Source organism: Spirochaetae bacterium HGW-Spirochaetae-1 (genome assembly GCA_002839375.1).
Taxonomy (GTDB): domain Bacteria; phylum Spirochaetota; class UBA4802; order UBA4802; family UBA5550; genus PGXY01.
Genome location: PGXY01000010.1, coordinates 1 through 25,344, shown reverse-complemented (window position 1 = coordinate 25,344; position 25,344 = coordinate 1). Strand labels below are relative to the sequence as shown.

At 49.0% G+C, this 25,344-nt stretch carries 21 protein-coding genes; 11 read left to right on the top strand and 10 right to left on the bottom strand.

The window, feature by feature from the left end; translation table 11 throughout:
• The first annotated feature begins 148 nt into the window (after positions 1-148).
• Positions 149-1,708: a hypothetical protein gene (locus CVV44_18915; GenBank protein PKL35605.1), complete on the top strand. Its 1,560-nt coding sequence runs from the start codon at positions 149-151 to the stop codon at positions 1,706-1,708.
• A gap of 105 nt (positions 1,709-1,813) precedes the next feature.
• On the opposite strand, the gene CVV44_18910 is transcribed toward CVV44_18915, so the two are convergent.
• Both CVV44_18910 and asnB read right to left on the bottom strand, forming a co-directional pair.
• A complete protein-coding gene (locus CVV44_18910; protein PKL35604.1) occupies positions 1,814-2,281 on the bottom strand; it encodes a hypothetical protein in 468 nt (155 codons plus the stop codon).
• A gap of 137 nt (positions 2,282-2,418) precedes the next feature.
• Positions 2,419-4,083, bottom strand: coding sequence for an asparagine synthase B (gene asnB, locus CVV44_18905; GenBank protein PKL35603.1), 1,665 nt, complete (start codon positions 4,081-4,083; stop codon positions 2,419-2,421).
• 304 nt (positions 4,084-4,387) lie between these two features.
• Here asnB and CVV44_18900 point away from each other — a divergent pair, with 304 nt between their 5' ends.
• On the top strand, positions 4,388-4,990 hold the full coding sequence (locus tag CVV44_18900) for a hypothetical protein (GenBank protein ID PKL35602.1): 603 nt from the start codon (positions 4,388-4,390) through the stop codon (positions 4,988-4,990).
• Positions 4,991-5,033: 43 nt separating this feature from the next.
• A complete protein-coding gene (locus CVV44_18895; GenBank protein PKL35601.1) occupies positions 5,034-6,941 on the top strand; it encodes a hypothetical protein in 1,908 nt (635 codons plus the stop codon).
• Positions 6,942-7,015: 74 nt separating this feature from the next.
• Here CVV44_18895 and CVV44_18890 read toward each other — a convergent pair whose 3' ends face one another.
• Complete coding sequence (locus CVV44_18890) at positions 7,016-7,201, bottom strand: hypothetical protein (protein PKL35600.1); 186 nt, start codon at positions 7,199-7,201, stop codon at positions 7,016-7,018.
• Between CVV44_18890 and CVV44_18885 the strand changes: the two genes are divergently transcribed.
• Entirely contained in the window at positions 7,202-8,794 is a 1,593-nt protein-coding gene (locus CVV44_18885; GenBank protein ID PKL35599.1) for a peptide chain release factor 3, read from the top strand.
• 22 nt (positions 8,795-8,816) lie between these two features.
• Here the strand turns inward: CVV44_18885 and CVV44_18880 are convergent, their stop codons facing one another.
• Entirely contained in the window at positions 8,817-10,646 is a 1,830-nt protein-coding gene (locus CVV44_18880) for a hypothetical protein (GenBank protein PKL35598.1), read from the bottom strand.
• 349 nt (positions 10,647-10,995) lie between these two features.
• On the opposite strand from CVV44_18880, the gene CVV44_18875 reads away from it, so the two are divergent.
• Both CVV44_18875 and CVV44_18870 read left to right on the top strand, forming a co-directional pair.
• Positions 10,996-11,673 carry a transglutaminase gene (locus CVV44_18875; protein PKL35597.1) on the top strand — a complete coding sequence of 226 codons (678 nt, stop codon included), beginning with the start codon at positions 10,996-10,998 and terminating at the stop codon, positions 11,671-11,673.
• A gap of 306 nt (positions 11,674-11,979) precedes the next feature.
• A complete protein-coding gene (locus CVV44_18870; GenBank protein PKL35596.1) occupies positions 11,980-13,821 on the top strand; it encodes a long-chain fatty acid--CoA ligase in 1,842 nt (613 codons plus the stop codon).
• 20 nt (positions 13,822-13,841) lie between these two features.
• Here CVV44_18870 and CVV44_18865 read toward each other — a convergent pair whose 3' ends face one another.
• The 3 genes from CVV44_18865 to CVV44_18855 are packed head-to-tail and all read right to left on the bottom strand — an operon-like array spanning position 13,842 to position 15,883.
• On the bottom strand, positions 13,842-14,429 hold the full coding sequence (locus CVV44_18865) for a hypothetical protein (protein PKL35595.1): 588 nt from the start codon (positions 14,427-14,429) through the stop codon (positions 13,842-13,844).
• 18 nt (positions 14,430-14,447) lie between these two features.
• Positions 14,448-14,906 (bottom strand): hypothetical protein, encoded by a 459-nt coding sequence (locus tag CVV44_18860; protein ID PKL35594.1) that lies wholly within the window; start codon positions 14,904-14,906, stop codon positions 14,448-14,450.
• A 20-nt stretch (positions 14,907-14,926) separates the two neighbouring features.
• Positions 14,927-15,883, bottom strand: coding sequence for a serine acetyltransferase (locus CVV44_18855; GenBank protein ID PKL35593.1), 957 nt, complete (start codon positions 15,881-15,883; stop codon positions 14,927-14,929).
• On the opposite strand from CVV44_18855, the gene CVV44_18850 reads away from it, so the two are divergent.
• Together CVV44_18850 and CVV44_18845 are read left to right on the top strand one after the other, a co-directional pair.
• Entirely contained in the window at positions 15,882-16,184 is a 303-nt protein-coding gene (locus CVV44_18850; GenBank protein ID PKL35592.1) for a hypothetical protein, read from the top strand. The two genes, CVV44_18855 and CVV44_18850, sit on opposite strands and share 2 nt — an antisense overlap.
• A gap of 105 nt (positions 16,185-16,289) precedes the next feature.
• Entirely contained in the window at positions 16,290-17,441 is a 1,152-nt protein-coding gene (locus CVV44_18845; GenBank protein PKL35591.1) for a hypothetical protein, read from the top strand.
• Between the two features lie 56 nt (positions 17,442-17,497).
• Here the strand turns inward: CVV44_18845 and CVV44_18840 are convergent, their stop codons facing one another.
• Both CVV44_18840 and CVV44_18835 read right to left on the bottom strand, forming a co-directional pair.
• Positions 17,498-18,937, bottom strand: a complete 1,440-nt coding sequence (locus CVV44_18840; protein PKL35590.1) for a hypothetical protein — start codon at positions 18,935-18,937, stop codon at positions 17,498-17,500.
• A 68-nt stretch (positions 18,938-19,005) separates the two neighbouring features.
• Complete coding sequence (locus tag CVV44_18835) at positions 19,006-20,139, bottom strand: RNA methyltransferase (protein ID PKL35589.1); 1,134 nt, start codon at positions 20,137-20,139, stop codon at positions 19,006-19,008.
• Between the two features lie 173 nt (positions 20,140-20,312).
• Between CVV44_18835 and CVV44_18830 the strand changes: the two genes are divergently transcribed.
• Positions 20,313-21,272: a hypothetical protein gene (locus tag CVV44_18830; GenBank protein ID PKL35588.1), complete on the top strand. Its 960-nt coding sequence runs from the start codon at positions 20,313-20,315 to the stop codon at positions 21,270-21,272.
• A gap of 33 nt (positions 21,273-21,305) precedes the next feature.
• On the opposite strand, the gene CVV44_18825 is transcribed toward CVV44_18830, so the two are convergent.
• Positions 21,306-21,956 (bottom strand): hypothetical protein, encoded by a 651-nt coding sequence (locus CVV44_18825; protein ID PKL35587.1) that lies wholly within the window; start codon positions 21,954-21,956, stop codon positions 21,306-21,308.
• A gap of 527 nt (positions 21,957-22,483) precedes the next feature.
• Between CVV44_18825 and CVV44_18820 the strand changes: the two genes are divergently transcribed.
• Both CVV44_18820 and CVV44_18815 read left to right on the top strand, forming a co-directional pair.
• Complete coding sequence (locus CVV44_18820) at positions 22,484-23,638, top strand: hypothetical protein (GenBank protein PKL35586.1); 1,155 nt, start codon at positions 22,484-22,486, stop codon at positions 23,636-23,638.
• 50 nt (positions 23,639-23,688) lie between these two features.
• A complete protein-coding gene (locus CVV44_18815) occupies positions 23,689-25,143 on the top strand; it encodes an aspartate aminotransferase family protein (GenBank protein PKL35953.1) in 1,455 nt (484 codons plus the stop codon).
• Positions 25,144-25,344: the final 201 nt, after the last annotated feature.

Sequence of the window (25,344 nt, the reverse complement as noted above, 5' to 3'; positions counted from 1 at the left end):
TAGATCCTTCCCGCCATAAGTTCCAATTCCTGCGGCATATCCCCGCTGGAATAAAAAATATTTTTTTCTTGTTTTCAATGCATGGCTGATCGTTTATAATAATAATAATAATAATAACAAACACGCATGACATGGCACGGAGGATTTGATGAAAAAGCTCTTTTACTTTCTTACATTGACAACAGCCTGCGCTGTTATATCAACAGCCCTGATTTCACGGGGATACGGAAAAAATATTCTAATCGAACTGAAAGAGACGATTGAAGTTGCGGGCGGCTGGGACCGCTATATATATGGCTGGGCCAAACATGACGTACCGTCGACGGAACGGTGGGTCGCTATACGGACCCCCTTTAAAAAAGACAAGAATGACATGGGGAATTTCTGGGATGTTCGCGGAAAAGGCAAAGAGGTCGAAGGCCCGGGAAAGCCCCTCATCCTCTGGGAACTGGAGTACAAGTTCCAGCGCTGGCCGGAGAGAGACCACCGCTACAGGTTCTATCCCCTGGAGCAGTTCACCGGCCTGGCCAGGGACAAGGGATATTATTTAATCAGGAGCGCCACGGGATATTATGCCCGGGATATAGATAATCGTGTCGAACTGAACTATCATCAGGTGCTCTACGAGCATTATTCGTACCACTGGAGAATAATCAACAAGGGCAAAAACAGGTTTTTAATCCAGTGCAGGCTCAATGACAATTACATAACAGCGAAAGGCAAGGCGTCGAAAAACGGGGCGGAGCTCATAACCGTTTCCACTCCCAATGACAATTCCTACTGGGAGTTTATTATCATCGCGAAAACGGACGAAAGAAAAACGACCCTGGAAATGATCGGCAAAAGGTCCCGGGAAACCGCTGCGCTGGCGCAGAAGGAATTGCAAAGACTGCAGAAAACAATGAAGAAAGGCGCCCGGTTTAAAATCGGCGACACGTCGGTCATCACCAGGGCGATTAAGGATATCACGGGATTCTTTGACATAAAACCCTATTCACCTGACGATGTCTGGAAAAAGGAACCGTCCAATCTGCCCGACTCCATTAAACGTGACCCATCCATGAGAGCCTTTAACTGGCGCGATGCAGGCATGATGACCCCCGTTAAATTTCAAGAGGCATGCGGTAGCTGCTGGGCCTTCGGATCAGCGGGCGTATATGAGGCGGTTTATAAAATTAAACACGGGACCGAGCTCGACATCTCCGAACAACATGTCGTGGACTGCCTTCGTACCCCGCAAAGAGACTGCGGCTCCTGCGGCGGCGGCAGCGACTACAGCGTATTCCAGGCCCTGCAGAAGGAATCGGCGGTTCCCGAGGCCATGCTTCCCTATGAGGGGAAAGAGATGCCCTGCGAAAGGATCAGTGAAAAATTCCCTTACAAGGTAAAAAAATTCGGCTTTGTCAACGCCGGAACGAACATTACCACTATAAAAGAACTACTCTGCAAATTCGGCCCCCTGGGCGGATATGTGAAGGCCACGGACCTTTTCAAGGCCTATAAAAGCGGCGTCTATGACGAACACCCGACGCTTAAAAACCTCAGTGACGTGAATCATGTCATCGTCATCGTAGGATGGGACGACGACCGGAAGGCCTTCCTGATAAAAAATTCCTGGAGTGAAGGCTGGGGGGAAGAAGGATATATGTGGATCGAGTACGGCAGCAACAATGTTGGCACCGGGGCGACCTGGATTAAAATTGAATAGGTACATTTACATTACGGCATTGCTGAAAAGGATACATGCGTAAAACACGTAGAGACACGATGCCTCGCGTCTCTACGTGGCATATCGAGACATATCGCGGCATAATTACAGGTGATAATCGCCGGCGGCTTCGGGCTGGTAGATAATATGTTCTATCAGATAATAGACATCACCGCTTTCCGAAGAATGGACCACGGCCCCTACTTCCAGGGACAGTATTTCGGCACCGATGGAATCGAGGACGGATACTTTATTACGCAGGTAATCGGCTTCGTGGGGAAACACCAGTGAATAATTATATTTGATCCCATTACCCAGGTTGCGGAGAACGAACTGGCTATTCATGGTGATTATGTTCGGTTTTATATCTTCCGGGTTGACCAGTTTGGACTTTTTGAACTTTTCCTTCAATTTTCTCACGGAATGAGTATATTCATCGGGCTTCAGCGTGTCCAGAATATTCTGTATCCTTTCAAAATCGAACCTGGTGATATAATAATTCTTGCCGAACATTTCACATCCCCTTATACCATACAGCGTGGGATTCATCACACCCATTGACACAACAGGCATCTGTATTGAGAGAGCTGCAGTACGCGTCAAAACTATGACAAAGGAAATGAATAGTCAAGATTAATATATTCTACGGCACTCCACTATCAGGAGTGAAGTGCTTTACGGAAAAACATGCCGTCGCGGGGGACGGCTTTTCAGTAAGCCTCCTTGTGCACCATTTTAACGGCACGCCCCGAGGGATCTATGTTCTTTTTCAGCTCCTCGTCCCAGGCCAGGGCCTCGGGCGTGCTGCATGCCACGGAGGGAACCGAAGGCACGCACAGGGCGGCCGAGTCAGAGGGAAAATGCTCAGTGTAAATGCTGCGGTAATAGTATTCCTCCTTGGTCATGGGCGTCTGGAGGGGAAACCGGTACTTCGCGTTTGCCATCTGCTCGTCCGTCACGGCCCCGGAAGTCATCTCCTTCAGCGTATCGATCCAGCTGTAACCCACACCGTCGGAGAACTGCTCCTTCTGCCGCCAGGCCACACTCTCCGGCAGGTAATCCTCGAAGGCTTTCCGGAGAACCCACTTCTCCATTTTACCGTCCTTTGCCATCTTGTCTTCGGGATTCAGCCTCATGGCCACGTCCAGGAACTCCTTGTCGAGAAAGGGAACACGCCCCTCAACGCCCCAGGCGGCAAGGGACTTGTTGGCGCGCAGGCAGTCATAGAGATGGAGCTTGCCCAGTTTGCGCACCGTCTCCTCGTGGAAGGCCCGGGCATTGGGCGCTTTGTGAAAATAGAGATACCCGCCGAAGACCTCATCGGCCCCCTCGCCTGAAAGAACCATCTTCACTCCCATTGATTTGATGACCCGGGCCATGAGGTACATGGGGGTCGATGCCCTGACTGTGGTGACGTCGTATGTCTCGATATGGTATATGACATCGCGCAGGGCGTCGAGACCTTCCTGTATGGTGAAATATATCTCATGGTGAACCGAATTGATGTGCGCTGCAACTTTACGTGCCGCTTCCAGGTCCGGTGATCCCTTCAGGCCCACGGCAAAGGAGTGCAGCTGGGGCCACCATGCCTCCTGGGTGTCACCCGACTCGACGCGCTTCGCGGCAAACCTCTTTGCCACGGCCGATATTATCGAGGAATCGAGGCCGCCCGAAAGGAGCACACCGTAGGGAACATCGGACATGAGCTGACGGTGTACGGCGTCCTCCAGGGCCCTGCGCAAATCATCAATCGATGTTTCATTTCGGGCAACGGCGTCATAGTCATTCCAGTCGCGCCCGTACCATCGCTTCATTTCTCCGTCGCCGCTCCACAGGGAATGCCCCGGCAGGAACTCCTCTATCCGGCTGCACACTCCCTCGAGCGCCTTCAACTCCGATGAAACAAAGAAGTTGCCCAACACGTCCCATCCCTTGTACAGCGGGATGATACCCATGTGGTCCCTGGCGATGAGGTACTGGTCCCTGTTCCTGTCATAAAGGGCGAAGGCGAAGATCCCGTTCAGGTCTTCGATAAAATCAGATCCCTTCTCCAGGTAAAGGGGGATGATAACCTCACAGTCCGAATTGGTGCGGAACTCATAGGTGCCCTTGAAGCGTTCTCGCAGGGACTGGTGGTTGTATATTTCACCGTTGACGGCCAGCATGATGCTGCCGTCGGGACTGGACAGGGGCTGCCCTCCCGACTGGGGGTCTACGATGGAAAGCCTTTCGTGAGCCAGGATGGCCCGGTCGCAGGCGAATATGCCGGACCAGTCAGGGCCCCGGTGCCTAAGTTTTTTCGACATGTCCAGGACCCGCGGCCTCAGTTCCCCGGCCGACATTTTCAGGTTAAATACACCAACTATTCCGCACATATTTTTATCCCCTGCTCCTTTTATTCCTGAATTCTTTTCATTTTCTGGTCATTAATGTGACTGATTTATCCTTTTTTAAGCAAACCACGGTCAAGATATTTTGCCGGGGTTCCCGCAAAATTAACATCGCGGTAACATGGCAGCACTATGATTGAAATGTGCTATCGAGAGTAGAAACCTGCGTTCCGTATTTCCAGAGATCAAATCGAGCTTTTCATTAATTAAGATTTGACAAAAATAACAATTACTTCAACATGAATTTGGTCGGCTGGCCGACTTTTGCTCGTACAAATCGGAAAGATATATGAATAAAAAGTATAATCTCAACAGAATAAAAATCCTGAAAGCCGCTCGAAACATAGTGGCCCGACAGGGCATTCAGAACTCTACACTCCAAGTCATTGCCGAAGCGGCAGGCATGAGCAAGGGCTCCCTGTACTATTATTACCGGAGCAAGGACGACATCCTCTATGACATCATGGAACAGGACAACGTGGAATCCATGAAAATGGTCGATCGTCTTAACAAAGAATCCTGTGACCATATTAAAGTGATCAGCGACATCATCTCGGCGACCATGGAAAGAATCAAAAACATTGAAAAGAACAGTATAAATGTCCACCTGCAGGGAGAGGCGCTGAGGGGGAATGATGGACTTATGAAAAAATATCGATCAAAATACAGCGAATGGATACAAAATGTAGAAAAGGTGATTTCAACCATACATGACGTTGAGCCGTGCCCCCTGACAAAGACATACGCGGCGCTCTTCCTTGCCGCCGTGGATGGACTGTGCATGCAGCAGCTTCTTCTGGACGAAATTCTGGCCGACGAAGAGTTACTGAAAACCCTGGGGTTCATGCTGCTGAACTTCCGATTTGATGCGGACACTCCGGGCATGCGATGAACGTGGTGCAGTAAAAAAATAAATACACAAAGGGAGAAAAGCCATGAGCGAACTTCAGGACAAACTGTATATTGAACAGCTGACCGCTCCTGCCATGATGAACAGGAACGCCATTAAATTCGGACACTGGAAATTCCAGACATGGAAGACCGGCCCCGGCAAAACCGAATCAATCACCTATGCCGAAGGATGGGGAATTATGAAAGAGCTGGCGGCCGGGCTTCTTGAAGCCGGGTGTGAAAAAGGAGACCGCATCGCGCTTATGTGCCACACCTGTCCCGAATGGGTACGGGCCGATTATTCCATCCTGACATCAGGCGGCATAACCGTGTGCATCTACCCTTCCCTTTCAGAAACTGAAATGTGTTATATAATCAACGACTCAGGATCAAAAATCATCTATCTCCAGGAGGAAAACCTGGCCAAGGTCCTCTCGTCGTGGGACAGGATGCCAAAACTGGAAAAGGTCGTGATATTAAATGAATCATTTACATCTTCGGACCCCCGCATCATCAGTCTCGGTGACCTGAGAAATAACGGCATTCTGTTCATGGCGCGGGACCGGGAAGCCGTGGAAAGAAGATGGCGGTCCGTTAACATTCTTGACTACATGACCATCGTTTACACCTCAGGCACCACAGGTGTACCCAAAGGTGCAGTGCATACACACCGAAGCTTTAACGCGGCCATATGCCGCGATCTCAGGGACGCACCCAACTATCGCCCCGGAGACGTCCTGCTCTCTTTTCTTCCCCTGTCTCATACCTATGAACGGGAATGCGGACACGGCTGCGCCATGATGGCGGGTGTGAACATCGCCTATACCACACCGAAAGACATCGTGTCGGACCTGCAGCTCTTCAGACCTCATATATTCATGTCGGTGCCCCGCATATACGAACGCGTCTACATGGCCATGAAGGACCTGGCCTCAAAAAACCCCCTCAGCCGGATTATCTTCAACAGCGCCATGAAGACCGGCATAAAAGTAGTGGAAAAACAGAGTGACGCAAACGGTTTTATTGCCATGGATGAATTCACCGACCTGAGTAAAGGAACCGGTTTCTGGCTCGGGTTCAGATACCGGATCTTCGACAAGCTGGTTTTTAAAAAGGTCAGGGACCGTTTCGGCGGCAGAATGCGCGGCGCTTTTTCAGCGGCCGGGAGCCTCCCGGCTGACCTTTGTAAAGTTTTTATGGCCATGGGATTCACAATCCTCGAGGGATACGGTCTTACAGAGACCTGGAACACCATCAATCTCAACAGGGCCGGAAAGATTCTGCCTGGCTCTGTGGGACCTGCCTCTTCGGGCGTAACGGGCAGGATCGCCGGGGACGGCGAATGGCAAGTGCGCGGTGACAATCTCTTTTCCGGCTACTGGAATAAGCCCATAGACACCGCCGAGGCCTTCACCGAGGATGGTTACTTTAAAACCGGTGATATCGTCCAGGAGGTGGCCGACGGTTACATCAAAATAATTGACCGTAAAAAAGGTATCATGGTGCTCGATACGGGGAAAAATGTTCCTTCAGCGAGGATAGAGAGCATGTTTTCCCTCAGCCCGTACATCGACATGGTCCTGCCTGTGGGAGACGACAGGAAATTCGTTTCGGCGCTGGTTGTTCCCAATTTTGACGCCTTCATTAAATACTTCGATGAAAACGGAATTCAGTATAATAAGGATTCACTGGAATTCTCCGACGAGGGAACAATTCCCGTTTGCATCAAGGCGGGTGATGATTTTATCGGGAATGAAAAACTCATTCTCATGATCGACGAGGATATCCGGAAAGCCAACCAGGAACTGGAGGAATATGAACGCATTAAAAAATTTCACATATTAAACCGAAAACTCCTTGAACAGTGGGGAGACCTGACACCGACATTGAAAGTCAAACGCAAGGTCGTGGAACAAAAATTTGAAAAAGAGATAGAAGCGCTATATTCCTGAACTCATCGGCAACGGTCACCGGTATTCAGGTATCATCCTGCGGCGCCGCAATATGAAATACCGGTGACCCCTGCTCAACGGCACAATCCATCCCTTTCTCGTTTTTTCACCATTACACCGACCATCACTCTGTCCCCGATGGATCTGCAGCCGGCCATGACAATAACCATACTTTCCTTATCATAAGCGATCACATATAATATTTCTTGACAATTTTCAGTGGAAATTACCATGTCACAGAGGCGGAAGAAAACAATCATATGAACGATCCCATGCAAATCGAAATAAAAAGAAGGCGTACCTTCGCCATCATCTCACACCCCGACGCGGGAAAAACCACTTTGACCGAAAAGCTGCTTCTCTATGGAGGAGCAATCGAGCTGGCCGGTTCGGTAACGGCGCGGAAAAAACAGCGGGAAACATCCTCAGACTGGATGGAACTGGAAAAGAAGAGAGGAATATCCATATCCTCCACGGTCCTTCAGTTCGACTATAACGGTTTCCGGATCAATCTCCTGGACACGCCGGGCCACAAGGATTTCTCCGAAGATACATACCGGGTCCTCATGGCCGTTGATGCCGTAGTCATGGTCATCGACGCCGGTAAGGGAATTGAAAGTCAGACTCTCAAGCTTTTCGAGATCTGCAAAAAGCGCGGCATCCCCATATTCACCTTCATCAACAAACTGGACCGCCCCGCCCTCCCGCCTCTTGAACTGCTGGACCAGATTGAGAAGGTTCTGGGCATGCATGCCTGCCCCGTATGCTGGCCCCTTGAAAACGGCGCCTTTTTCAAGGGAGTGTATGACCGAATCACCCGGGAAGTCCATCTATTCGAAAAAGTCCCCGGTGGAGCATACAAGGCCCCCGTCTCCGTTCATGACATCACGGACCCCTTCGTCAAAGGCATTCTCAGCGAATCATCATATAATGAAATAATGGAAGAGCTCGAAATGCTCGACGGCGCCCAAAAGGCCCTTGAAATAAATGAAGTGCATGCGGGGAAAACCACGCCCGTTTTTTTCGGCAGCGCCGCCAACAATTTCGGCGTGGAGATGCTCCTGAAAGGATTCCTGGAATATTCAAACGAGCCCCTTCCCCGGAAGGCCGGAAACGAGATCATCCCCCTGGATGGTCCGGCTTTTTCCGCCTTTGTCTTCAAGATCCAGACAAACATGAACCCCCAGCACAGGGACAGGATGGTTTTCGCCAGGATATGTTCCGGAAGGTTTTTCCGGGACATGACGGTTTACAATACGCGAAACAACAAAGAAGTGCGGATATCAAATTCCCATAACGTTTTTGGACGGGAACGGGAAACGGCAAACGAGGCCTTCGCAGGCGATATTATCGGTTTCGTGACCAATGCCGATTTCCGCATAGGCGATACTCTCAGTTCCGACCCGGAAATTACTTTCAATGAAATTCCCCGCTTCGCGCCCGAGTGTTTCGCCTACATCAGGAACGTATCGTCCTCGAGCTATAAATCCTTCCGAAAAGGAATCGAACATCTTCTTGCCGAGGACATTGTCCAGTCCTTTTTCCTCAAGTCCCATGCCGGCAATATCCCCCTGCTGGGAGCTGTCGGCCCATTGCAGTTTGATGTTCTGCAGTACCGGTTAAAGGATGAATACGGCGTCGATTCCAACCTGGAGATGAAGCAATGGACCGTCATGCGATGGATAGGCGATGCCGATGCAACTGATACCGCGGACCTCCAGCTCCCCTATAACAGTGCTGAAGGCACTGATGACAGGGGAAGGCCCGTGCTTCTGTTCAACAATACATGGTCCATGCAGTACTTCATGGAAAACAATCCCCGCGTACCGCTCCATGATTCACCGACGAATTAGACCGAACCAACACGCCACTTCCCTATTTCTTCATAATCACCATGGCTGTAAGATCATCCTGGGGCGGTCTGCCGCGGCCGATAAAGGCGTCGAAATCGGCGATGAGGTGACCCATGATATCCTTCGCCGAATTTCTCGGCGCCGCCTTGAGGGAAGCCTTTATAGTATCTTCGCTATAGGTATCTCCGGCTGCGTTTGCTGATTCGAGCAGGCAATCGGAGAAAAGGAAAAGACAATCGCCCTTCTGCAGCCTCAGAGAAAGCACCTCAAAGGAATCATCCATTTCGGCAATGCCGAGAAACATGCCCCTGATACTCTCCCCTTCACGATTAACGATTCGGCCCACCCTGTCCTTGCCGGAGACCCTGAAAAAAGCATCGGGATGGCCGCAGTTGCAGTACTCAATGACGTCTTCCCGGAAGCGGAGCAGTATCCCCGTGAGATATTTGTCGGACTGACCTATTTCATGTATGAGCTCCCCGTTGATTTTTTTGAGAGCATCATTCATTTTTTCCTCGTGGAACCGGTAAAAATTTTTCTGTATTATTGACTTGGCTATGATAGTAAGAAGGCCTGACGATATGCCGTGACCCGATACGTCGAAAAGGCCGATGCCCCGAAGTCTGTTCCTGTCATCAAGATAAAAATCATAAAAGTCGCCTGAAACGATCTCCATGGGGCGGGACAGAAAAGCGATATCATATTCGGCGCTCTGCGGTGCCTCTTCAGGCATGAAAGCGCTCTGCACATTGGCTGCCATTTTAAGGTCCTTCCGGTGCCTGATGTAGGCCTCCTCGAGCTCTTCATTGAGGGCCGTGAGGTTTTCATTCATGGCCTCCAGTTCTTCCATGGTGGCCTGCAGCTCTTCCGTGCGTTCCTCCACTTTCTGTTCGAGGGTCAGGTTCAGACCGCGGAGATCATCGGTGGTTTTCTTGAGCTTTTCACGCATGTCATCAACGGAGCGGTTTATCTGGCTGATCTCATCCTCTATGACCACATTGTCGGGCCGGGCATCGAGGTTTCCGGCGCCGATTTCGTCGAGGAATTTCCTCACTGTGCGGACCTTGCCCCTGATGGTCTTACTCAGGAAATAGGGGCTGAGTGTCCCGACCAAAATTCCCAGAAGGATGAGAACCATTATTTTCAGATACATGGCAAGGCTGCCCAGATTATGTGTTTCAACAGTTATATAAAAGAAAGCAAACACGACGGCCGTCGGTAAAAGCGACGCGCCCAGGGCCATAAGCGTCAGCCGGGGCTGCAGGTTGAAACGGGGCTGATATGCCGTGGCTGACAGGCGGGCGAACAATCCACTGTTCAGCATGTCCTGGACCTGGACCTCTGTTATGGAAAAATAGGAAAAAAGTCCCAGGACCGCACAGATACCGGCACCGGTCCACATGTTCACGGTCTGTGGTATTTCCGGCCCGCCCACGATCATCATGGCCGTTATGGCGTTCCCCAGGAGCACTATCCACCGGAAAAATGCCCCGATGGCATGGATATAGGGAAGCCTGAGGAAACGTTTCCTTGCCGCCCTGTATTCATCGCGCGAATATTCAACACCATGCCTCAGTTTCCTGAAATAAATCAGAACAGGTCTCAATACTATCCAGTTATTGATCAGGACGAAGGCGATACCAAAGATAAAGGCCGGGGGCCATATCCTGGCAAATATGGTGAGCTGCTCCGGAGTAAACTGGATATTTATCCACACATAGAGCAGCACGAAGGGAACCACCACGAAGAAGCTGAGGCCTTCGGTGCGGATATTGAAGAGCCAGAAGAAATATTTTACACTTCGCTCAAGTTTTTTGTCCGACAGCGCATTGTGCTCGGGAAGGGTATTCATAGGATACTCCGCCTTGTTGTAATATCCGGAATGTTGTAGTGTCAGAAACCGGCATTCAATACTGACATGTCAGTTTTCACAATTAGACACAATGTCTTTTCTGTCAATTATTTTTTCCCATTCATCCATATGAAACCCCTATTTAAAGAGCGGATTCTGATTGATTTTTTACCGGCAGCATCAGGGTTTTTATTATCGCGAGACGCGCCTGAGAACCTTTTCGGCTCCCCTCATCGATTCATCCTTGACAAATAACGGCCCCATGGGGAACATAATGAAATGAATGTTCCCTGGAAAATCGGGGTCAGCACCTCTTTTCTTCAAATAAGGTTACGAGGGATGCAGTACGATGGAAGACTATCTAAAATCAACCTATTACATTGAATCCACAGACCCTGCCGTGACTGCCTTCGCACAAAAAAGCATGGGCACTGAAAAAGACGAAACAGCAAGGGCCGTAAAACTGTACTACGCCGTTCGTGACGGATTCAAATACAACCCCTACATGATGCGCTTCGAAAAGCAATACTACCGCGCATCCTATGTCCTGGAAAAGGGTGAAGGGTTTTGCATCCAGAAGGCCATTCTCCTGGCTGCCGCGGCCCGCTCAGCGGGGATACCGTCCCGCCTGGGATTCGCCAATGTTATAAACCACCTCTCCACAAAAAACCTGCGGGACATCCTGAGAACCGATCTTTTCGTTTTCCATGGCTATACCGAGCTGTACATCAACGGCAGGTGGGTCAAAGCCACACCGGCCTTCAACCTGTCCCTGTGCGAAAAATTCGGCACCTGCCCCCTGGAATTCGACGGCATCCACGATTCCATCTTCCATCCCCTGGATATGAAGGGACAGAAGCACATGGAATACGTTTACGATTACGGTTCTTTCCCCGACTTCCCCCTGGAAAAGATGATAAACGAGAGTAAAATATATTATCCCCACCTGGAGAAATTCATCGACGGCACGCTGGACGTTCCGGAAGGCAACTTCGAGCACGAGGCAGACAGGGAACCTTTGAACTGATCCGCCGGGAAGATTCCCGTCGCCTTCATGTTTATTCCTCCGGAAATGATTTGCTTGTCTCCGATTTTATTGGCATTTTATTACAGTGTCAGAGTTATCCCGTGCCAGGTGAATCGCGCTCAAGAGGACCTGATAGCGGCATTCCTGCTTATTTCTACCCAGGGAAATCATCAATATAAGCGAATTTATTATATACATTTAATATATATGTTTATATTATTTTTATTATATTTTGATGCAATATTTTGTCATTTTTAGATTGACAATTAAACAGCAGGATAAGGAATATTGACATAAACAAACATAATGTCAAGTCTGAGGAGGTATATCATGCAATTTCCCAGCTTCTATCCCGAAACATCAATCCCCGGCATCTTCAGAAACCGTGCCGATGTTCTGGCCGACAGTACTTTTCTGCGCTTTCGCAATAAGGATAAATGGAATGATATCACATGGCGCGAGGTCAAAGAACGGGCCGATGCCCTTACCTCATATCTCATTCAAAACGGCATTAAACCCGGTGATAAAGTTGCCATCTACTCGGAAAACCGGCCCGAATGGATCATGGCAGACCTGGCCGTACTTTCCGCGGGCGGTGCCGATGTGACCATATATCCCACTAACTCCAGCGGTGAAGCGGCCCACATTATCAATGATTCCGATTCCCGCATGTGCTTCTGCTCCGGTTCCTTCCAGGTGGAGAACCTGCTGAAAATAAAAAACAAGCTGTCCAAGCTGAAAAAAATAATCGTCTTCAATGATGGGAAATATAATGATTCAAAAGTAATAACCCTGAAAGACGCCCTTGACATGGGCAGGAAGAAAAACAACGAGAAGGAAATAGACAAGCGCATCCGTAACATCAATCCCGAAGATGTCATGACCATTATGTACACTTCAGGCACCACGGGAGACCCCAAGGGAGTCATGCTCTCGGCAAAGAACATGGTATCCCAGGTACTGCATTTCGTGCGCCACCAGCCGCATCCCACGTTTGATATTGCCCTGTCAATTCTCCCCCTCTCCCATGCGCTGGAACGGAGCATCGGGTACAATCTTCTTCTCTACTGCGGTGGCGAGATAGCCTTTTCACGCGGACCGGAATTCCTCATACAGGATCTGGTGGAGATCCGTCCCACGTGCATGATATCCGTACCCCGGCTCCCGGAAAAAATGTATGAAGGCATACAGGCCAAGGTAGCCGGCGCACCGGCAGTTAAGAAGGCTCTCTTCGGCTGGGCCGTAAAAACCGGTAAAAAGGCCGCGCCGTACCTGGCGGAAAACCGTCCCATACCGGGGCTCCTGGGCAGGCAATACGCCCTGGCCTATAAACTGGTTCTTTCCAAGCTGCGCGACGCCCTGGGCATGGACCGAATGATTTGCATGGGAACCGGCGGCGCTCCTTTCTCTGAAGAGATACACACCTTCTTTACGGCCATGCAGGTTTATATCCTGACAGGCTATGGCCTGACGGAAACGGCCCCGGTCACACACTGCCACACCCACACGCATATATCACCGCTGAAGCCCGGAACCGTGGGACCGGCCCTTCCCCTGACCCAATGCAGAATCGCCGATGACGGCGAAATCCTCATCAAGTCGCCCCAGGTCATGATGGGATATTACAATAACCCCCTGGCAACCCGGGAAGTCTTCACCGACGACGGCTGGTTTAAAACCGGCGACATCGGCATCATTGATAAAGACGGCTACCTGAGGATAACTGACAGGAAAAAAGACATCATCATCACCTCGGGCGGCAAGAACATCGCGCCCCAGGTAATTGAGGGAGACATCCTCAGGAGCGCCTTCATCGAGCAGATAACCCTCATCGGGGACAAGAGAAAATACATCACGGCCCTGATCGCTCCCGATTTCGGCAATTTGGAAAAATGGGCCGGCGAAAATGATATTAAATACAACACACTGGAGGAACTGATCAAAAACCCGGCAGTGATTGGAAAATATCAGACCATAATGGACGGCGTCAACAAGACACTGGGAAGGGTGGAACAGGTGAAAAAGTTCACGCTCATCCCTAATTCCTTTTCACAGGAAAAGGGCGAGGTAACTCCGACGATGAAGATAAAGCGGAAGATCGTACAGAACAATTACCGCGATACCATTGAAGCCATGTACGAGGAATAATCCCGTCTGCAGGGAGATCGTTATTCTCCCTGGTATTTCATCGTATCAACATTCCGCATCATGAGCAGAATCATATCCTTCTCATGGGTGGAAAGAAACCCGATGAGCTGCAAAAATGTGGAGAGGGGCCTGCTGCCGGTGACAGCTTCCATATAAAACCGGTTCAGGAAATTTTCATTCTCTTTCAGGAACACGGCCAGTTCCCCTGCTCCGATGAAAATACCTCTGCTCAGAAAAAGGCCTCCCGTATCTTCCAGCACCGAATCGAAAAGGCTGATTTTGACATACCCGCCCGGGCCGGTGGCACCTTTTGCCGATGGAATATTCCCGCCGGGCTGGAGTGCCGATACAGGCGCTGCGTCCATGGGTCCGCAAAGCGCGATAGCCGATCCACACGATACAATCAGTCCCTGCGGATTTTCCGCGGGCAGGGAATTATAATAAACAGTGCCGATCCGGCTGCTGATATATTCTTCATTTATTCCAAAAGTGGAAAGCATAACACCGAGGGAAACAGGAGCGGGTATTTTCACAAAAAAACCGCCCTGCAGAAGCAGGCGCATCCGAAGACCGAATTTTTTTGTACCCCTGATAATAATGGACTCCATCGACCTGTTCATCCCCCATCAATCTTCATCCCACAATTCATCTTCATCTTCATCCGCAACCAGTTCGAATATATTCACCTCCATGAGGTTCTGGTTGACGTCAAAGTATAACGTAATCCCCATGGACTCGAACTCAACGCTTTCCATTTCACCGGCGTCTTCATAATAACTGAAGGCATGGTCGCTGATATTGCCCTCGGCCAGGAATATTTCCATAATCTCACCGTAGTTCATGGCGAACAGGTCACGGCCGGCGTATTCGATTGATACGCTTGCCCGCTGGATGGAAATACCGGTCAGGTCGAAGTCATACTCCTGGTAAAAAACGTATATAAGACGGCCGTCATAATAATTCAGGCGCAGGTCATCCTCGTCGGATGTTTCCATAATGCAGTCCGGGCCCATTATGGACTGGACATCCTGCACAGACATACCGAAATGAATATTGCCAAAGGCAATCCCGGGAATAAACTGCATATGCGAACTACCTCACGGCCTCAGATACCGGCACCGTCTTCGAAACATGTCTTCAGAGCCTTCTGCTGGATAATTTTAGCACCGGGCTCGATGCTGGTAGTGATCCACACATTGCCGCCTATTTCGGCCCCTTTGCCGATGGTTACCCGGCCCAGGATAGTAGCGCCGGAATAAATGATTACATCGTCCTCCACCACGGGATGCCGGGGAATCCCCTTGATGGGATTTCCCTTTTCATCGATGGGAAAACTCTTGGCGCCCAGGGTTACTCCCTGGTATATACGAACATTTTCACCGATAATACAGGTCTCTCCGATTACAGTCCCTGTTCCGTGATCAATGAAAAAGCGCCGCCCTATCTGCGCTCCGGGATGGATGTCGATCCCCGTATGGGAGTGGGCCATTTCAGTGATTATCCGTGGTATGAGCGGAACATCGTGCTTGTAGAGTTCGTGGGCTATGCGATAATATGTCATAGCGGTGATACTGGGGTAACAGAAAATGGTCTCCCCCAGCTTCTGGGCTGCCGGGTCGCCCTCGAATGCAGCCAGGGCGTCCAGTGCAAGAAGCTCACGGAGCTCCGGCAGACTTTTAACGAACCGGTGCGATATGATGGCCGCCTTATTCTCGCAGTCATGGCATTCCTTGTCCGCTTCGGTGGAACAGAAAAAGCAAAATCCACGTTTTACCTGTTCCGATAAAAGCCTCATGACCCTATCCAGTGTGGACCCGATATAATACTTCATGGTTCCGGGATTCACATCGGAATTGAGAAAATAGCCGGGAAAGATAACGGATTTCAGGAGCTCAACTATCTCAGAAAGGGTCTCCGTGGACGGCATGGCAACTTCCTGATGCTTCACACGATGATAAACCGAGCTGTACGATTCGGGATGGCAGAGCCTTTCCACAACCTCGTGCAGCTCACTGTCTTTGAAGAGAGGGGTTTTCGATGATATTTGTTTGATAATCTTCATGTCTTTAGTCCTCGGAAAATGCCCTACGGAAATGCGTAGCGCCCTTACAAAAGAGCTAGAATCACTTGCATGCCACGGTCCTGTCAATACATATTCATATTTCAACAACATGAACCAGGCGGTTATGGTTATTTCTCCTGGCTGCCCTGCCCGGGTCAATCTCCATATTCACGGTATGGTTAAACAAATGAGTATAACTTTATTCATGGATGTTACGATTAGAGGCTCTGACCCCGCTGGAGGTAAAATTCAGGCTCTGACCCTGCCGGGTCAAAGAACGCTTCTGCCTGATGCGGGATAAAACAATCACTTCAACCACGATAGTGTATTTTTTTTTATTGACTTGAATTATTTTTCATAGAATATTACAAAAAACCATGCTCTCAATAGATACAGGGAGGAATCCATGATAAAAATAAGCATGATAGCATTTTTTATTCTTTTCCCGGCGTTGGTAATGTATCTTTGCGACCGTTACGCCTTCCTCGACAAGCTGGGAGCCGTGGTCATTTGCTATATTGCAGGGGGAATCATCGGTAACACGGGCATATTGCCCGGGGATTTTTTCAAGATTCAGGACACCTTCCTGACCCTCACCATTCCCGTAGCCCTTCCACTGCTCTTTTTTTCCCTGAATATAAGAGGATGGTTTCGCCTTGCCGGTAAGACCATGATATCCTTTTTCAGTTCCATAGCGGCCGTTATAATATCCACCACGATAGCCTTCCTTATTTTCCACGAATCCATCGGCAATGAAAGCTGGAAGGTTTCGGGAATGCTCATAGGCTGTTACACGGGAGGCACTCCAAACCTGGCCGCCATAGGCACCGCCCTCAGGATGGATCCTACGATATATCTCGCTGTCCATACGTCCGATGTTGTCGTAGGCGCCCTGTACATATTCATGCTCATATCCTTCATGCAGCGACTCCTTCTGAAGGTTCTGCCCCCCTTCAAATCTGCCGGGAACAGTGACGCTGAATCGGGAAATGAAGGATTCATGACCTCGTTCCGCGGAATCAGGAAGGAGGGTATTCTTCCGCTCCTGGGAGCCTTGGCACTGGCCATAGTCATATTCGCTGTGGGCGGCGGACTGACACTGATTGTTCCCAAAGAAATCAGCATGGTAGTAGCCATACTGACTATCACCACACTGGGAGTTGTCTTTTCCTTCGTGCCCGCCGTCAGAAAGATTCGCATGACCTTTCAGCTGGGCTATTTCATCATCCTCATATTTTCCCTCGTCGTCAGTTCCATGGCGGACCTATCAAAGCTCATCAACACCGCACCGGCAATGATCGGTTATGTGAGCATCGCGGTTTTCGGAACGGCTATAATCCATCTGATATTCTCCGCGATTTTCCGTGTTGATGCCGATACGCATATTATAACTTCGACCGCGCTGGTCTTCTCGCCGCCCTTCGTTCCCATGGTGGCCGCGGCACTGAAAAACAAAGAGGTGGTGGTTTCCGGCGTCCTGACAGGAATACTGGGCTGGGTGGTGGGCAATTACCTGGGCATATCCATTGCCTATACCCTGAAGAACTTTTTCATGTGACAGCACCGGAGAATTGCTGCTCTTATTCATCTATGAATTCCTGCAGCGTTGCCGCCTTAAACATCGATACATATGAGACAGATATCATCCTGAAACATATCTGAACCGTTGACCTTCACAAGGCGGTCATTGAGTACCTGTATGAATTCTCCACAGGGAAGCCCATGAATCGACTGCAAGAATCCGGCAATCCCTTCATCACCACCGGGCCACGGAACTTCCTGGAATCCGTCCGTATAGAGAAGAAGCTTGCTTCCCCGCTGCAGTGTTACAGTATCATTCCGGTACAGTTTGCCAAACCGTTTCAGGTCATCTCCGGTGAAGGCCGCCAGAGGAAAACAGGCTTCCACTGCCAGGGTGTCGGCCTTCCATGCTGTTATTATATAGGGAGGATTGTGTCCGGCATTGGCATAGGTCATGGTTCCGGTCCCGTAATCATAGATTCCGTAAAATGCCGTGATAAATTTTCCTCCTGTCTGATTCACCAGCAGGGTGTTTATGTGCAGCAGTAATGCTGCGGGATCATTTTTTAAGGAATAGGCCTGGAGCACGAGACTTTTTATCATGGCCGTGATGAGCGAAGAGGAAATACCGTGACCCGTCACATCACTGATAAAAATTCCCATGAGATTTTCTTCGCGGAACGGGATGAAATCATAGAAATCACCACCAACCATTTCCATGGGAACATAGAGGGAGCAGATATTATCGCGCGGCTGCCGTGAGGGGATCAGCTGCTGCTGGATATTACGAGCCATAACCAGTTCCTTATGGATACGCTCGTCACGTGATTTCAATTCGTTTTTCTCGAACTCGATATTGCGATTTCTTTCCTCGAGCAGAAGTCCATTGATAAAATCTCTCCTGACCGATCTTTCAATAAGATAGCTGGAAATCATCCCGATTATGTTGGCCGATATAAAGAAAAAGTTATTACTGATGAATATCCTCACTGTCTCTTCGGACTCGAGCATATGGAGGGGAACAACCGCCGTGTACTCATAACCCAGGACGATTAACCAGCAGATGATGCTGACATTTCTGAAACGCATCTGCATGAGAACGCATGCCCACATGATAACAAGTATAAGTCCCGCGTAATAGAGCTGCCCCGTATCGGGATCGTCGGCAATGACCAGCATGCCGATGATTCCATATCCAGCCAGCAGGACTACGAGAGAAACAACCACAAGCTTTACCGAGTAAAACATGCGCATGAATGTCATTAAAAAAAGCAGCCCGATGGCGGGACAGACCACGGCAAAGCGGATTATCCAGATGGCATGAACCGAATTTGGCGCCATATAAATATCGAGAACGCCGAACCCTGCATAAAGTAAAAAGGCGAGGATAAGGGCAACCCTGAGAATACTCAGAGAACGCTGATGATCATACACATTAAACAGTTCTTCCATAATGGGGGGAAAACGGAGACGCTGCTCAAAACGCCGCAGTTCGGAATCGCTTTTTCGAATTATTTCTTCTATCCCGGGCATGCCTATTGTAACCACACAGGGAAATATCCTTCAAGTCTTTTTCGGTTCTGCGCCCTTGCAGTACCGCTTTAACGGGGAGGGAGTTGTCCCAGATATTGATACAGGTATGTCTTTATCTTGCCATTATACAATTTTCGGTTTTTGTCTGCCTTCCGCCCGAAGTGATTCTCGAATTCCTCATGTCCCGTCAGGATAAAGAGAGACCAGGAATCGAGCTGGCTCAGTACCGTCCCCATATTCTTGTACAGGGCTGTGACCTCGTCATTGCTTCCCAGCCGTTCACCGTAAGGCGGATTGCATATTACGCATCCGTATTTTTTTCGTGTGCTGAATTCTTCAACGGGCTTTTTCTGAAAAGTGATTTTCTCAAGCACCCCGGCCCGTCGGGCATTTTCACGGGCCTTTTTGAAAACCCGCTGGTCATTATCAGAGGCAAGTATGGTAAGGGGAATATCGGTCACGGCTTCACGCGCTGCAGCCCGTTCCCTTTCCCAGATGTCCCTGCCAAGAAAATCCCATTCCTGGGCTGCGAAAGAGCGGTTAATCCCCGGAGCAATATTACATCCCATAAGAGCCGCTTCAATGGGAATAGTGGCGGAACCGCACAGGGGATCGGCCAGGATACGTTCGGGCCGCCATCGCGACAGATATATAAGAGCGGCGGCCAGCGTCTCCCGCAGGGGCGCCTCACCTCCCTCCTCGCGGTACCCCCGCTTATGCAGTCCCACCCCACTGGTGTCCATGGAAATGATGGCCGTATCCTTCAGCATGGATATCTCGATACGGAAGAGCGGACCGTCCTCGGGGAAAATAGTGAGCCGGTGTTTCCGCTTCATGGATTCAACCACGGCCTTTTTTACAATGGCCTGACAATCCGGCACACTGTGGAGTTTCGACTTCACCGACTTTCCCACGACATGCATAGTGCCGTCCATGGGGATAATTTCCTCCCAGGGGACGGCGAGAGTTCCCTGAAAAAGTTCTTCGAAGTCCACGGCTCCGAACCTTGCCATCTCAAGATAAACCCGGTCAGCGCAGCGAAGCCAGAGGTTGCACCGCACCACATCGCCGGCGGACCCCGGAAAGGTTATCCGGCCGTTTTCCACGGCGATATTTTCTGTGATTCCCAGCCTGTTCAGCTCTCTCACCAGAACTGACTCAATGCCGAATGAACAGGTAACCGCGATTGTAAATGTCGTCATGATGTTTTTCCTGAAATGCAAAGTATGCGGCCAAGGCGGGCCGGCCCATGGAGTAAATCATTTTTCCGATAAACTGTTATCCCCATATTCCCGACAATACCCATTTCACGGGAAACCGTCCATTATGCAAGCCTTTTATAGGCTTGACGGATCAACCCTGATATCATAAAAAGATGTATGCAAACATTTACCCGACCCTGGTATTTATCAAATATATCAAGGATACACGCATGCCAAAGGAAAACACACACCTCTTTTTTGCCCGCACCCTGCAAACCCGGATGGTAGAAGGCGCCATGAAAAATACTGTTCAGGAAAACCTGTCCAGTTATTACCTGGGCTCCATCGCCCCCGATATCCTCTTTTACAGCAAGGACCATTCCCTGTGCAGCCTTTCCGAGGCCATGCACGGTGTAACCGGAGAGCCGACAAACACCCTTATTTTAAACATGCTCGATGCCGGACCATCGCATGGCGACCTGGCTTTCATCGCCGGATATATATCACACTGCGTTCTTGATATCTTTTTTCATCCCGTTATTTATTATCTTTCAGGCAACTATTATGACAATGAACCGGAGAAAAGCACACGTGCCCGGTATATGCACCGATATCTGGAGACCCGCCTGGACCTCTGTGTAGCATCGCCCGTTACTGTTCAGAAAAATATAGCAACTGACGACCTGCAGGGACTGATTTTCGGAAAGACCTTACACCATATCTTCGGTCTGCAGGAACAGCATCTGCGCAAAGCGCTTCGCCGCCAGATTTCAATGAACAGACTTTTCATGCGGCGCCTGCCCTATCATATCCTTCGCTTCACCATGAGGGAACCGGAAAACCTTGGTCTCTTTTACGCCAATGTACCCCGAAGAGACCGCCTGTCAGACCTGGATGGTACTATTGAATACCGCGATATCATCGACGGGAAAATTCTGCGGACCAGTTATGCGGCGCTGCTGGAAGGAGCGGCCGGGGAGGCGCTTAAAAGGATAAACGGCATGAACGACTATATCGAAAAAATAATAAGCGTTGACGAACTGCGTCGAATAATACCAGGGGAAAGCCTCGATACGGGAAGAATTGGTCTGACGGCCCGCAACATCAGGTATACTAAAAACCATCAACTTTGAATTAACGATCTTACCACATCCTCTCGCGTTGCTTCAGCTCAATGCTTTTTCCGTAAACCGCATGAAATTATTGAAAAGCTCCTCGGGTGTTATGCCGTAAGCTTCGTTAAAATGATCTTTCCGAATGAGAATGATCTGCATAACACCGAAGACCTCACCCCAGAGGATGAGCATGAGCTGCTGCGCAGTGAGTTCGCTTTTGATAAGACCGCTCTTTTTACCTATTTCTATGGCCTCGATGACAAACCTGCCATACCGGTCCGAGGCCTCATGACACTGATCCTTGAAAGAATCCGAATCTGGAACCTCATCTTTTTTAAAATAGTCCCTGCTTCGTGCTTCATATATCATTATAAGATTGAAAAAATCCGGGTATTCCAGGGAAAAACGGAAAAAGGCGTTCCCCAGGTTATAAATGATAGTCCCCTGCGTTGCAGGACTATGGAAAGCTTCCTCAAGTTTTGTGACAAGAATCTTCTGACCCCGCAGAACCACGGCAAGGAAAAGATCCTCCTTGTCCTTAAAATAAAGATACATGGTTCGCTTGTTATAACCAGCCGACTTGGCAATCTCGTCCATCGTCGCAGTGTCGAAACCCTTGGAAAAAAATATTTCCTGAGCGATATCAATTATCCTGTTTCTCTTCTGTTCTTTTTCCCAGATTTTTCTTTCTTTGCTGGTCATGTTTCCATCTTTTTTTTTATTATTATTCTATCGATAACTGAATATAATTCTTTCATAATCCCCTGAGAGCATCCAGGGCAATATGTGCCGTTACCCGGCGCATACAGGCAATTCATTACGATTATGCGGTAAATATTTGCATATGAGGATATGTATATCAAGAACATTTTAGCCATGCATCCAAAAAGTTGATGCGTAGTGAACACCAGGGGTCAGAGCCCTGTCTGTGAATCATCACTCATCTCAACTTTTAGGGGTTCACCTTTAATACAAAGAGAAAACACCTGGCCTTCTCAACGCAATAGCAGCAGCAGCTTTAATAATCACGATAGCAATGAGACCGTCTGAAAAAATCAGTTTTATTCATTGTTGTGGAAAATACTAAACTTAATTCCCAGAAACTCCCATAAATTATTACTTGACAAAAGGACCATTCAATCTAAGACTTCACTTAAGTGCATTATATTTCGTATGAGTGCATTATCAACGATCTGTAACCAATAAACAAAAGTAGATGAGGGACAACCATGCCAGCGCCTGTTCTAATCGGACTCTACATCCTTTCCCCGGCAATCATTCTCTATCTCTGCGTCCGGTTTACATTCATTAATAAAATAGGAGCCGTTGTTCTTTGCTACACACTGGGGATTATTCTAGGCAATTCAGGACTTATTCCCGTAGAACTGGCAACATACCAGTCCATGACCGCTGACATAGCCGTCATCCTGGCCCTTCCCTTGCTCCTATTTTCCATGGACGTGAAAAAATGGTTTAAACTTGCCGGCAAGGCTCTCCTTTCCATGGCCCTGGCTGTTGTTGCGGTCCTGGCTCTGTCCCTCGCCGGATACTTGATGATAAGAGGCTCTGACCCCGAGGCATGGAAAATCGCCGGAATGAGCATCGGTGTATACACGGGAGGCACCCCCAATCTGGCAGCCATCAAATCAGCCCTATCCGTGACCCCCGATACCTTTATAATTATTCACAGTTATGATACGCTGATTTCATTCATTTATATTTTCTTTATAATTGCCGTTGGACAACGGTTCTTTAATTTATTTCTTCTTCCCTTCTCTTCCAATGAACAGAATTTTGAGACAGGCAACAATCCGGAAAATGAGGATATTTCATCTTACAAAACCATGCTGACAAAAGGGAAAAAAGGTCCTCTTGCCATGGCATTTTTACTTTCCATTTTTATCACCGCCTCAGGCTATGCTCTGACCCTCATTGTCCCCCAAAGTATGGCCACATCGGCGGCAATCCTCACCATAACGACTCTGGGTATAACGGCTTCATTCATTCCGAGGGTACGGGCTATCGAGAACACCTTTCAGGCCGGCATGTATATTATTTATATTTTCTGTATTGTGGTTGCATCTATGGCAAAAATTGATAAAATTATCAACATCAATTACCTGCTCATGCTTTTTGTGATTCTCATGATTTTTGGCAGCATGCTTATCCATGCACTGCTCTGCAGAATTTTTCGGATAGACACGGACACATTCCTTGTCACTTCCACATCGGCCATTTGCTCACCGCCCTTTGTACCCGTTGTGGCGGCGGCCCTGAAAAACCGAGAGGTCATCCTTTCGGGACTGACAACGGGTATTATAGGATACGCCATCGGTAATTATCTGGGTATATCATTCGCCTATCTTTATAAATATCTTTTTTAATAAATCCGGACAAGGAGCAGACCATGAAACAGACAGACCCTCATTCTATAATGATCCCGGAAAAAGGAAGAAAGCGTAAGGATATTTTAAAAGACCTTGAATCCTTTGCAACTACTGATCCAGCATATAAACAGCTCAGAACATGGAGCCTGGTCTATTACCTGGGAGAGGAACATTCCGGCCTGCTCATGGATGCGTATGGGAAATTTCTGTCCGCCAATGGCCTTAACCCGGCAGTATTTAAAAGCCTGAAAAAAATAGAGACTGAAGTAGTGCGTATGACGGCTAATATGCTGCACGGCGACCGGAATGTCTGCGGTGTCATGACATCGGGAGGCACAGAAAGCTGCCTTCTCGCCGTTAAAACCTACCGGGACCTGGCCCGGGCAAAAAAACCCTGGATCCGTAAACCCGAGATGATTCTTCCCGTAACGGCTCATGTGGCATGGGAAAAGGCGGCAGAATATTTTAATGTAAAAGCAGTTCATGCTCCCCTGGATGACAACTGGCAGGTCGATGTAAAGGCCGTTGAAAAGCTCATCAACCGACGCACTATTATGATCCTGGGGTCGGCTCCCGAATATCCTCATGGCATCATTGATCCTATAGAAAAACTGGGGGCTCTGTCCCTGGCGAAAAATATCCCCCTCCATGTTGATGCCTGTGTGGGAGGATATCTCCTTCCCTTTATCGAGAAATTGGGCCACAAACTTCCCCTCTGGGATTTTCGCGTGCCAGGAGTTACATCCATTTCTGCCGACACCCACAAATATGGTTTCGCCGCCAAAGGTGCATCCACTATTCTTTATCGGAGCCTCGATATCATGACTTACCAGTTCTTCGTCTTTGAAAACTGGCCTGGCGGGATATTCGCCTCGCCGGCACTGTTGGGAACAAGGCCCGGCGGCGCCTATGCGGCAGCATGGGCAGCAATCCAGTCCATCGGCCAAAACGGTTACATGAAAATCGCCGCTGATACACTCAAAGCAACACAGGGACTCATGAATGGCATAAACTCCATACCGGAACTGGAGGTGATCGGCAAGCCTTTGACGAGCCTGTTCTCATACTGCTCAATCAGCGGAGATGTAAACATTTATGCCGTGGGTGACCAGATGGAAAAACGGGGATGGCAGATCGACCGGCTCCAGCGCCCGGCAGCCCTGCATGCCATGGTGACGCCACTGCATCTTGAGGTAGTAAAGCAATATCTGAAAGACCTTAAAGCCTCAGTGGTCCATGTAAAGAAAAATCCTCACCTGGCCCATGAAGGAGGCGCAGCCATGTATGGTCTCATCGCCAATATACCGCTGCGGGGCATGGTGAAAAAAAATGTATTAAAAATGTTCTCCGGTATGTACGGGCCCGATGCGAAAATGATAGATCTCAATAACACTGATATTGCATCAGATAATGGTTCAGATTCGCATGGCGAGAAACAGGATATGGCCACCAGAATTGCACTCTGGCTCCTTAAACTGAAGCACCATATAACTCACCGCTGATAATGCCGGTTGAACCACAATTGCATTCCTGCATATTCCTTCGATTTTTTCAGCCGATATATCTTATTCAAAGCAGGAATCTTTCCCGGCAGTCATTTACTAATCAAAGGCTCTGACCCCACGGTATATTTCTTTAAAAATACAGGGCCAGCCTTTTACGGTATGCCTCTTCAAACCAGAGAAATTTCTCCACACACTGCT

Bases quoted from the DNA above. Each gene is read 5' to 3' on its own strand.
- CVV44_18915 (PKL35605.1), top strand. From the start codon at position 149: ATGAAAAAGCTCTTTTACTTTCTTACATTGACAACAGCCTGCGCTGTT.
- CVV44_18910 (PKL35604.1), bottom strand. From the start codon at position 2,281: ATGCCTGTTGTGTCAATGGGTGTGATGAATCCCACGCTGTATGGTATA.
- asnB (PKL35603.1), bottom strand. From the start codon at position 4,083: ATGTGCGGAATAGTTGGTGTATTTAACCTGAAAATGTCGGCCGGGGAA.
- CVV44_18900 (PKL35602.1), top strand. From the start codon at position 4,388: ATGAATAAAAAGTATAATCTCAACAGAATAAAAATCCTGAAAGCCGCT.
- CVV44_18895 (PKL35601.1), top strand. From the start codon at position 5,034: ATGAGCGAACTTCAGGACAAACTGTATATTGAACAGCTGACCGCTCCT.
- CVV44_18890 (PKL35600.1), bottom strand. From the start codon at position 7,201: ATGATTGTTTTCTTCCGCCTCTGTGACATGGTAATTTCCACTGAAAAT.
- CVV44_18885 (PKL35599.1), top strand. From the start codon at position 7,202: ATGAACGATCCCATGCAAATCGAAATAAAAAGAAGGCGTACCTTCGCC.
- CVV44_18880 (PKL35598.1), bottom strand. From the start codon at position 10,646: ATGAATACCCTTCCCGAGCACAATGCGCTGTCGGACAAAAAACTTGAG.
- CVV44_18875 (PKL35597.1), top strand. From the start codon at position 10,996: ATGGAAGACTATCTAAAATCAACCTATTACATTGAATCCACAGACCCT.
- CVV44_18870 (PKL35596.1), top strand. From the start codon at position 11,980: ATGTCAAGTCTGAGGAGGTATATCATGCAATTTCCCAGCTTCTATCCC.
- CVV44_18865 (PKL35595.1), bottom strand. From the start codon at position 14,429: ATGGAGTCCATTATTATCAGGGGTACAAAAAAATTCGGTCTTCGGATG.
- CVV44_18860 (PKL35594.1), bottom strand. From the start codon at position 14,906: ATGCAGTTTATTCCCGGGATTGCCTTTGGCAATATTCATTTCGGTATG.
- CVV44_18850 (PKL35592.1), top strand. From the start codon at position 15,882: ATGTCTTTAGTCCTCGGAAAATGCCCTACGGAAATGCGTAGCGCCCTT.
- CVV44_18855 (PKL35593.1), bottom strand. From the start codon at position 15,883: ATGAAGATTATCAAACAAATATCATCGAAAACCCCTCTCTTCAAAGAC.
- CVV44_18845 (PKL35591.1), top strand. From the start codon at position 16,290: ATGATAAAAATAAGCATGATAGCATTTTTTATTCTTTTCCCGGCGTTG.
- CVV44_18840 (PKL35590.1), bottom strand. From the start codon at position 18,937: ATGCCCGGGATAGAAGAAATAATTCGAAAAAGCGATTCCGAACTGCGG.
- CVV44_18835 (PKL35589.1), bottom strand. From the start codon at position 20,139: ATGACGACATTTACAATCGCGGTTACCTGTTCATTCGGCATTGAGTCA.
- CVV44_18830 (PKL35588.1), top strand. From the start codon at position 20,313: ATGTATGCAAACATTTACCCGACCCTGGTATTTATCAAATATATCAAG.
- CVV44_18825 (PKL35587.1), bottom strand. From the start codon at position 21,956: ATGACCAGCAAAGAAAGAAAAATCTGGGAAAAAGAACAGAAGAGAAAC.
- CVV44_18820 (PKL35586.1), top strand. From the start codon at position 22,484: ATGCCAGCGCCTGTTCTAATCGGACTCTACATCCTTTCCCCGGCAATC.
- CVV44_18815 (PKL35953.1), top strand. From the start codon at position 23,689: ATGATCCCGGAAAAAGGAAGAAAGCGTAAGGATATTTTAAAAGACCTT.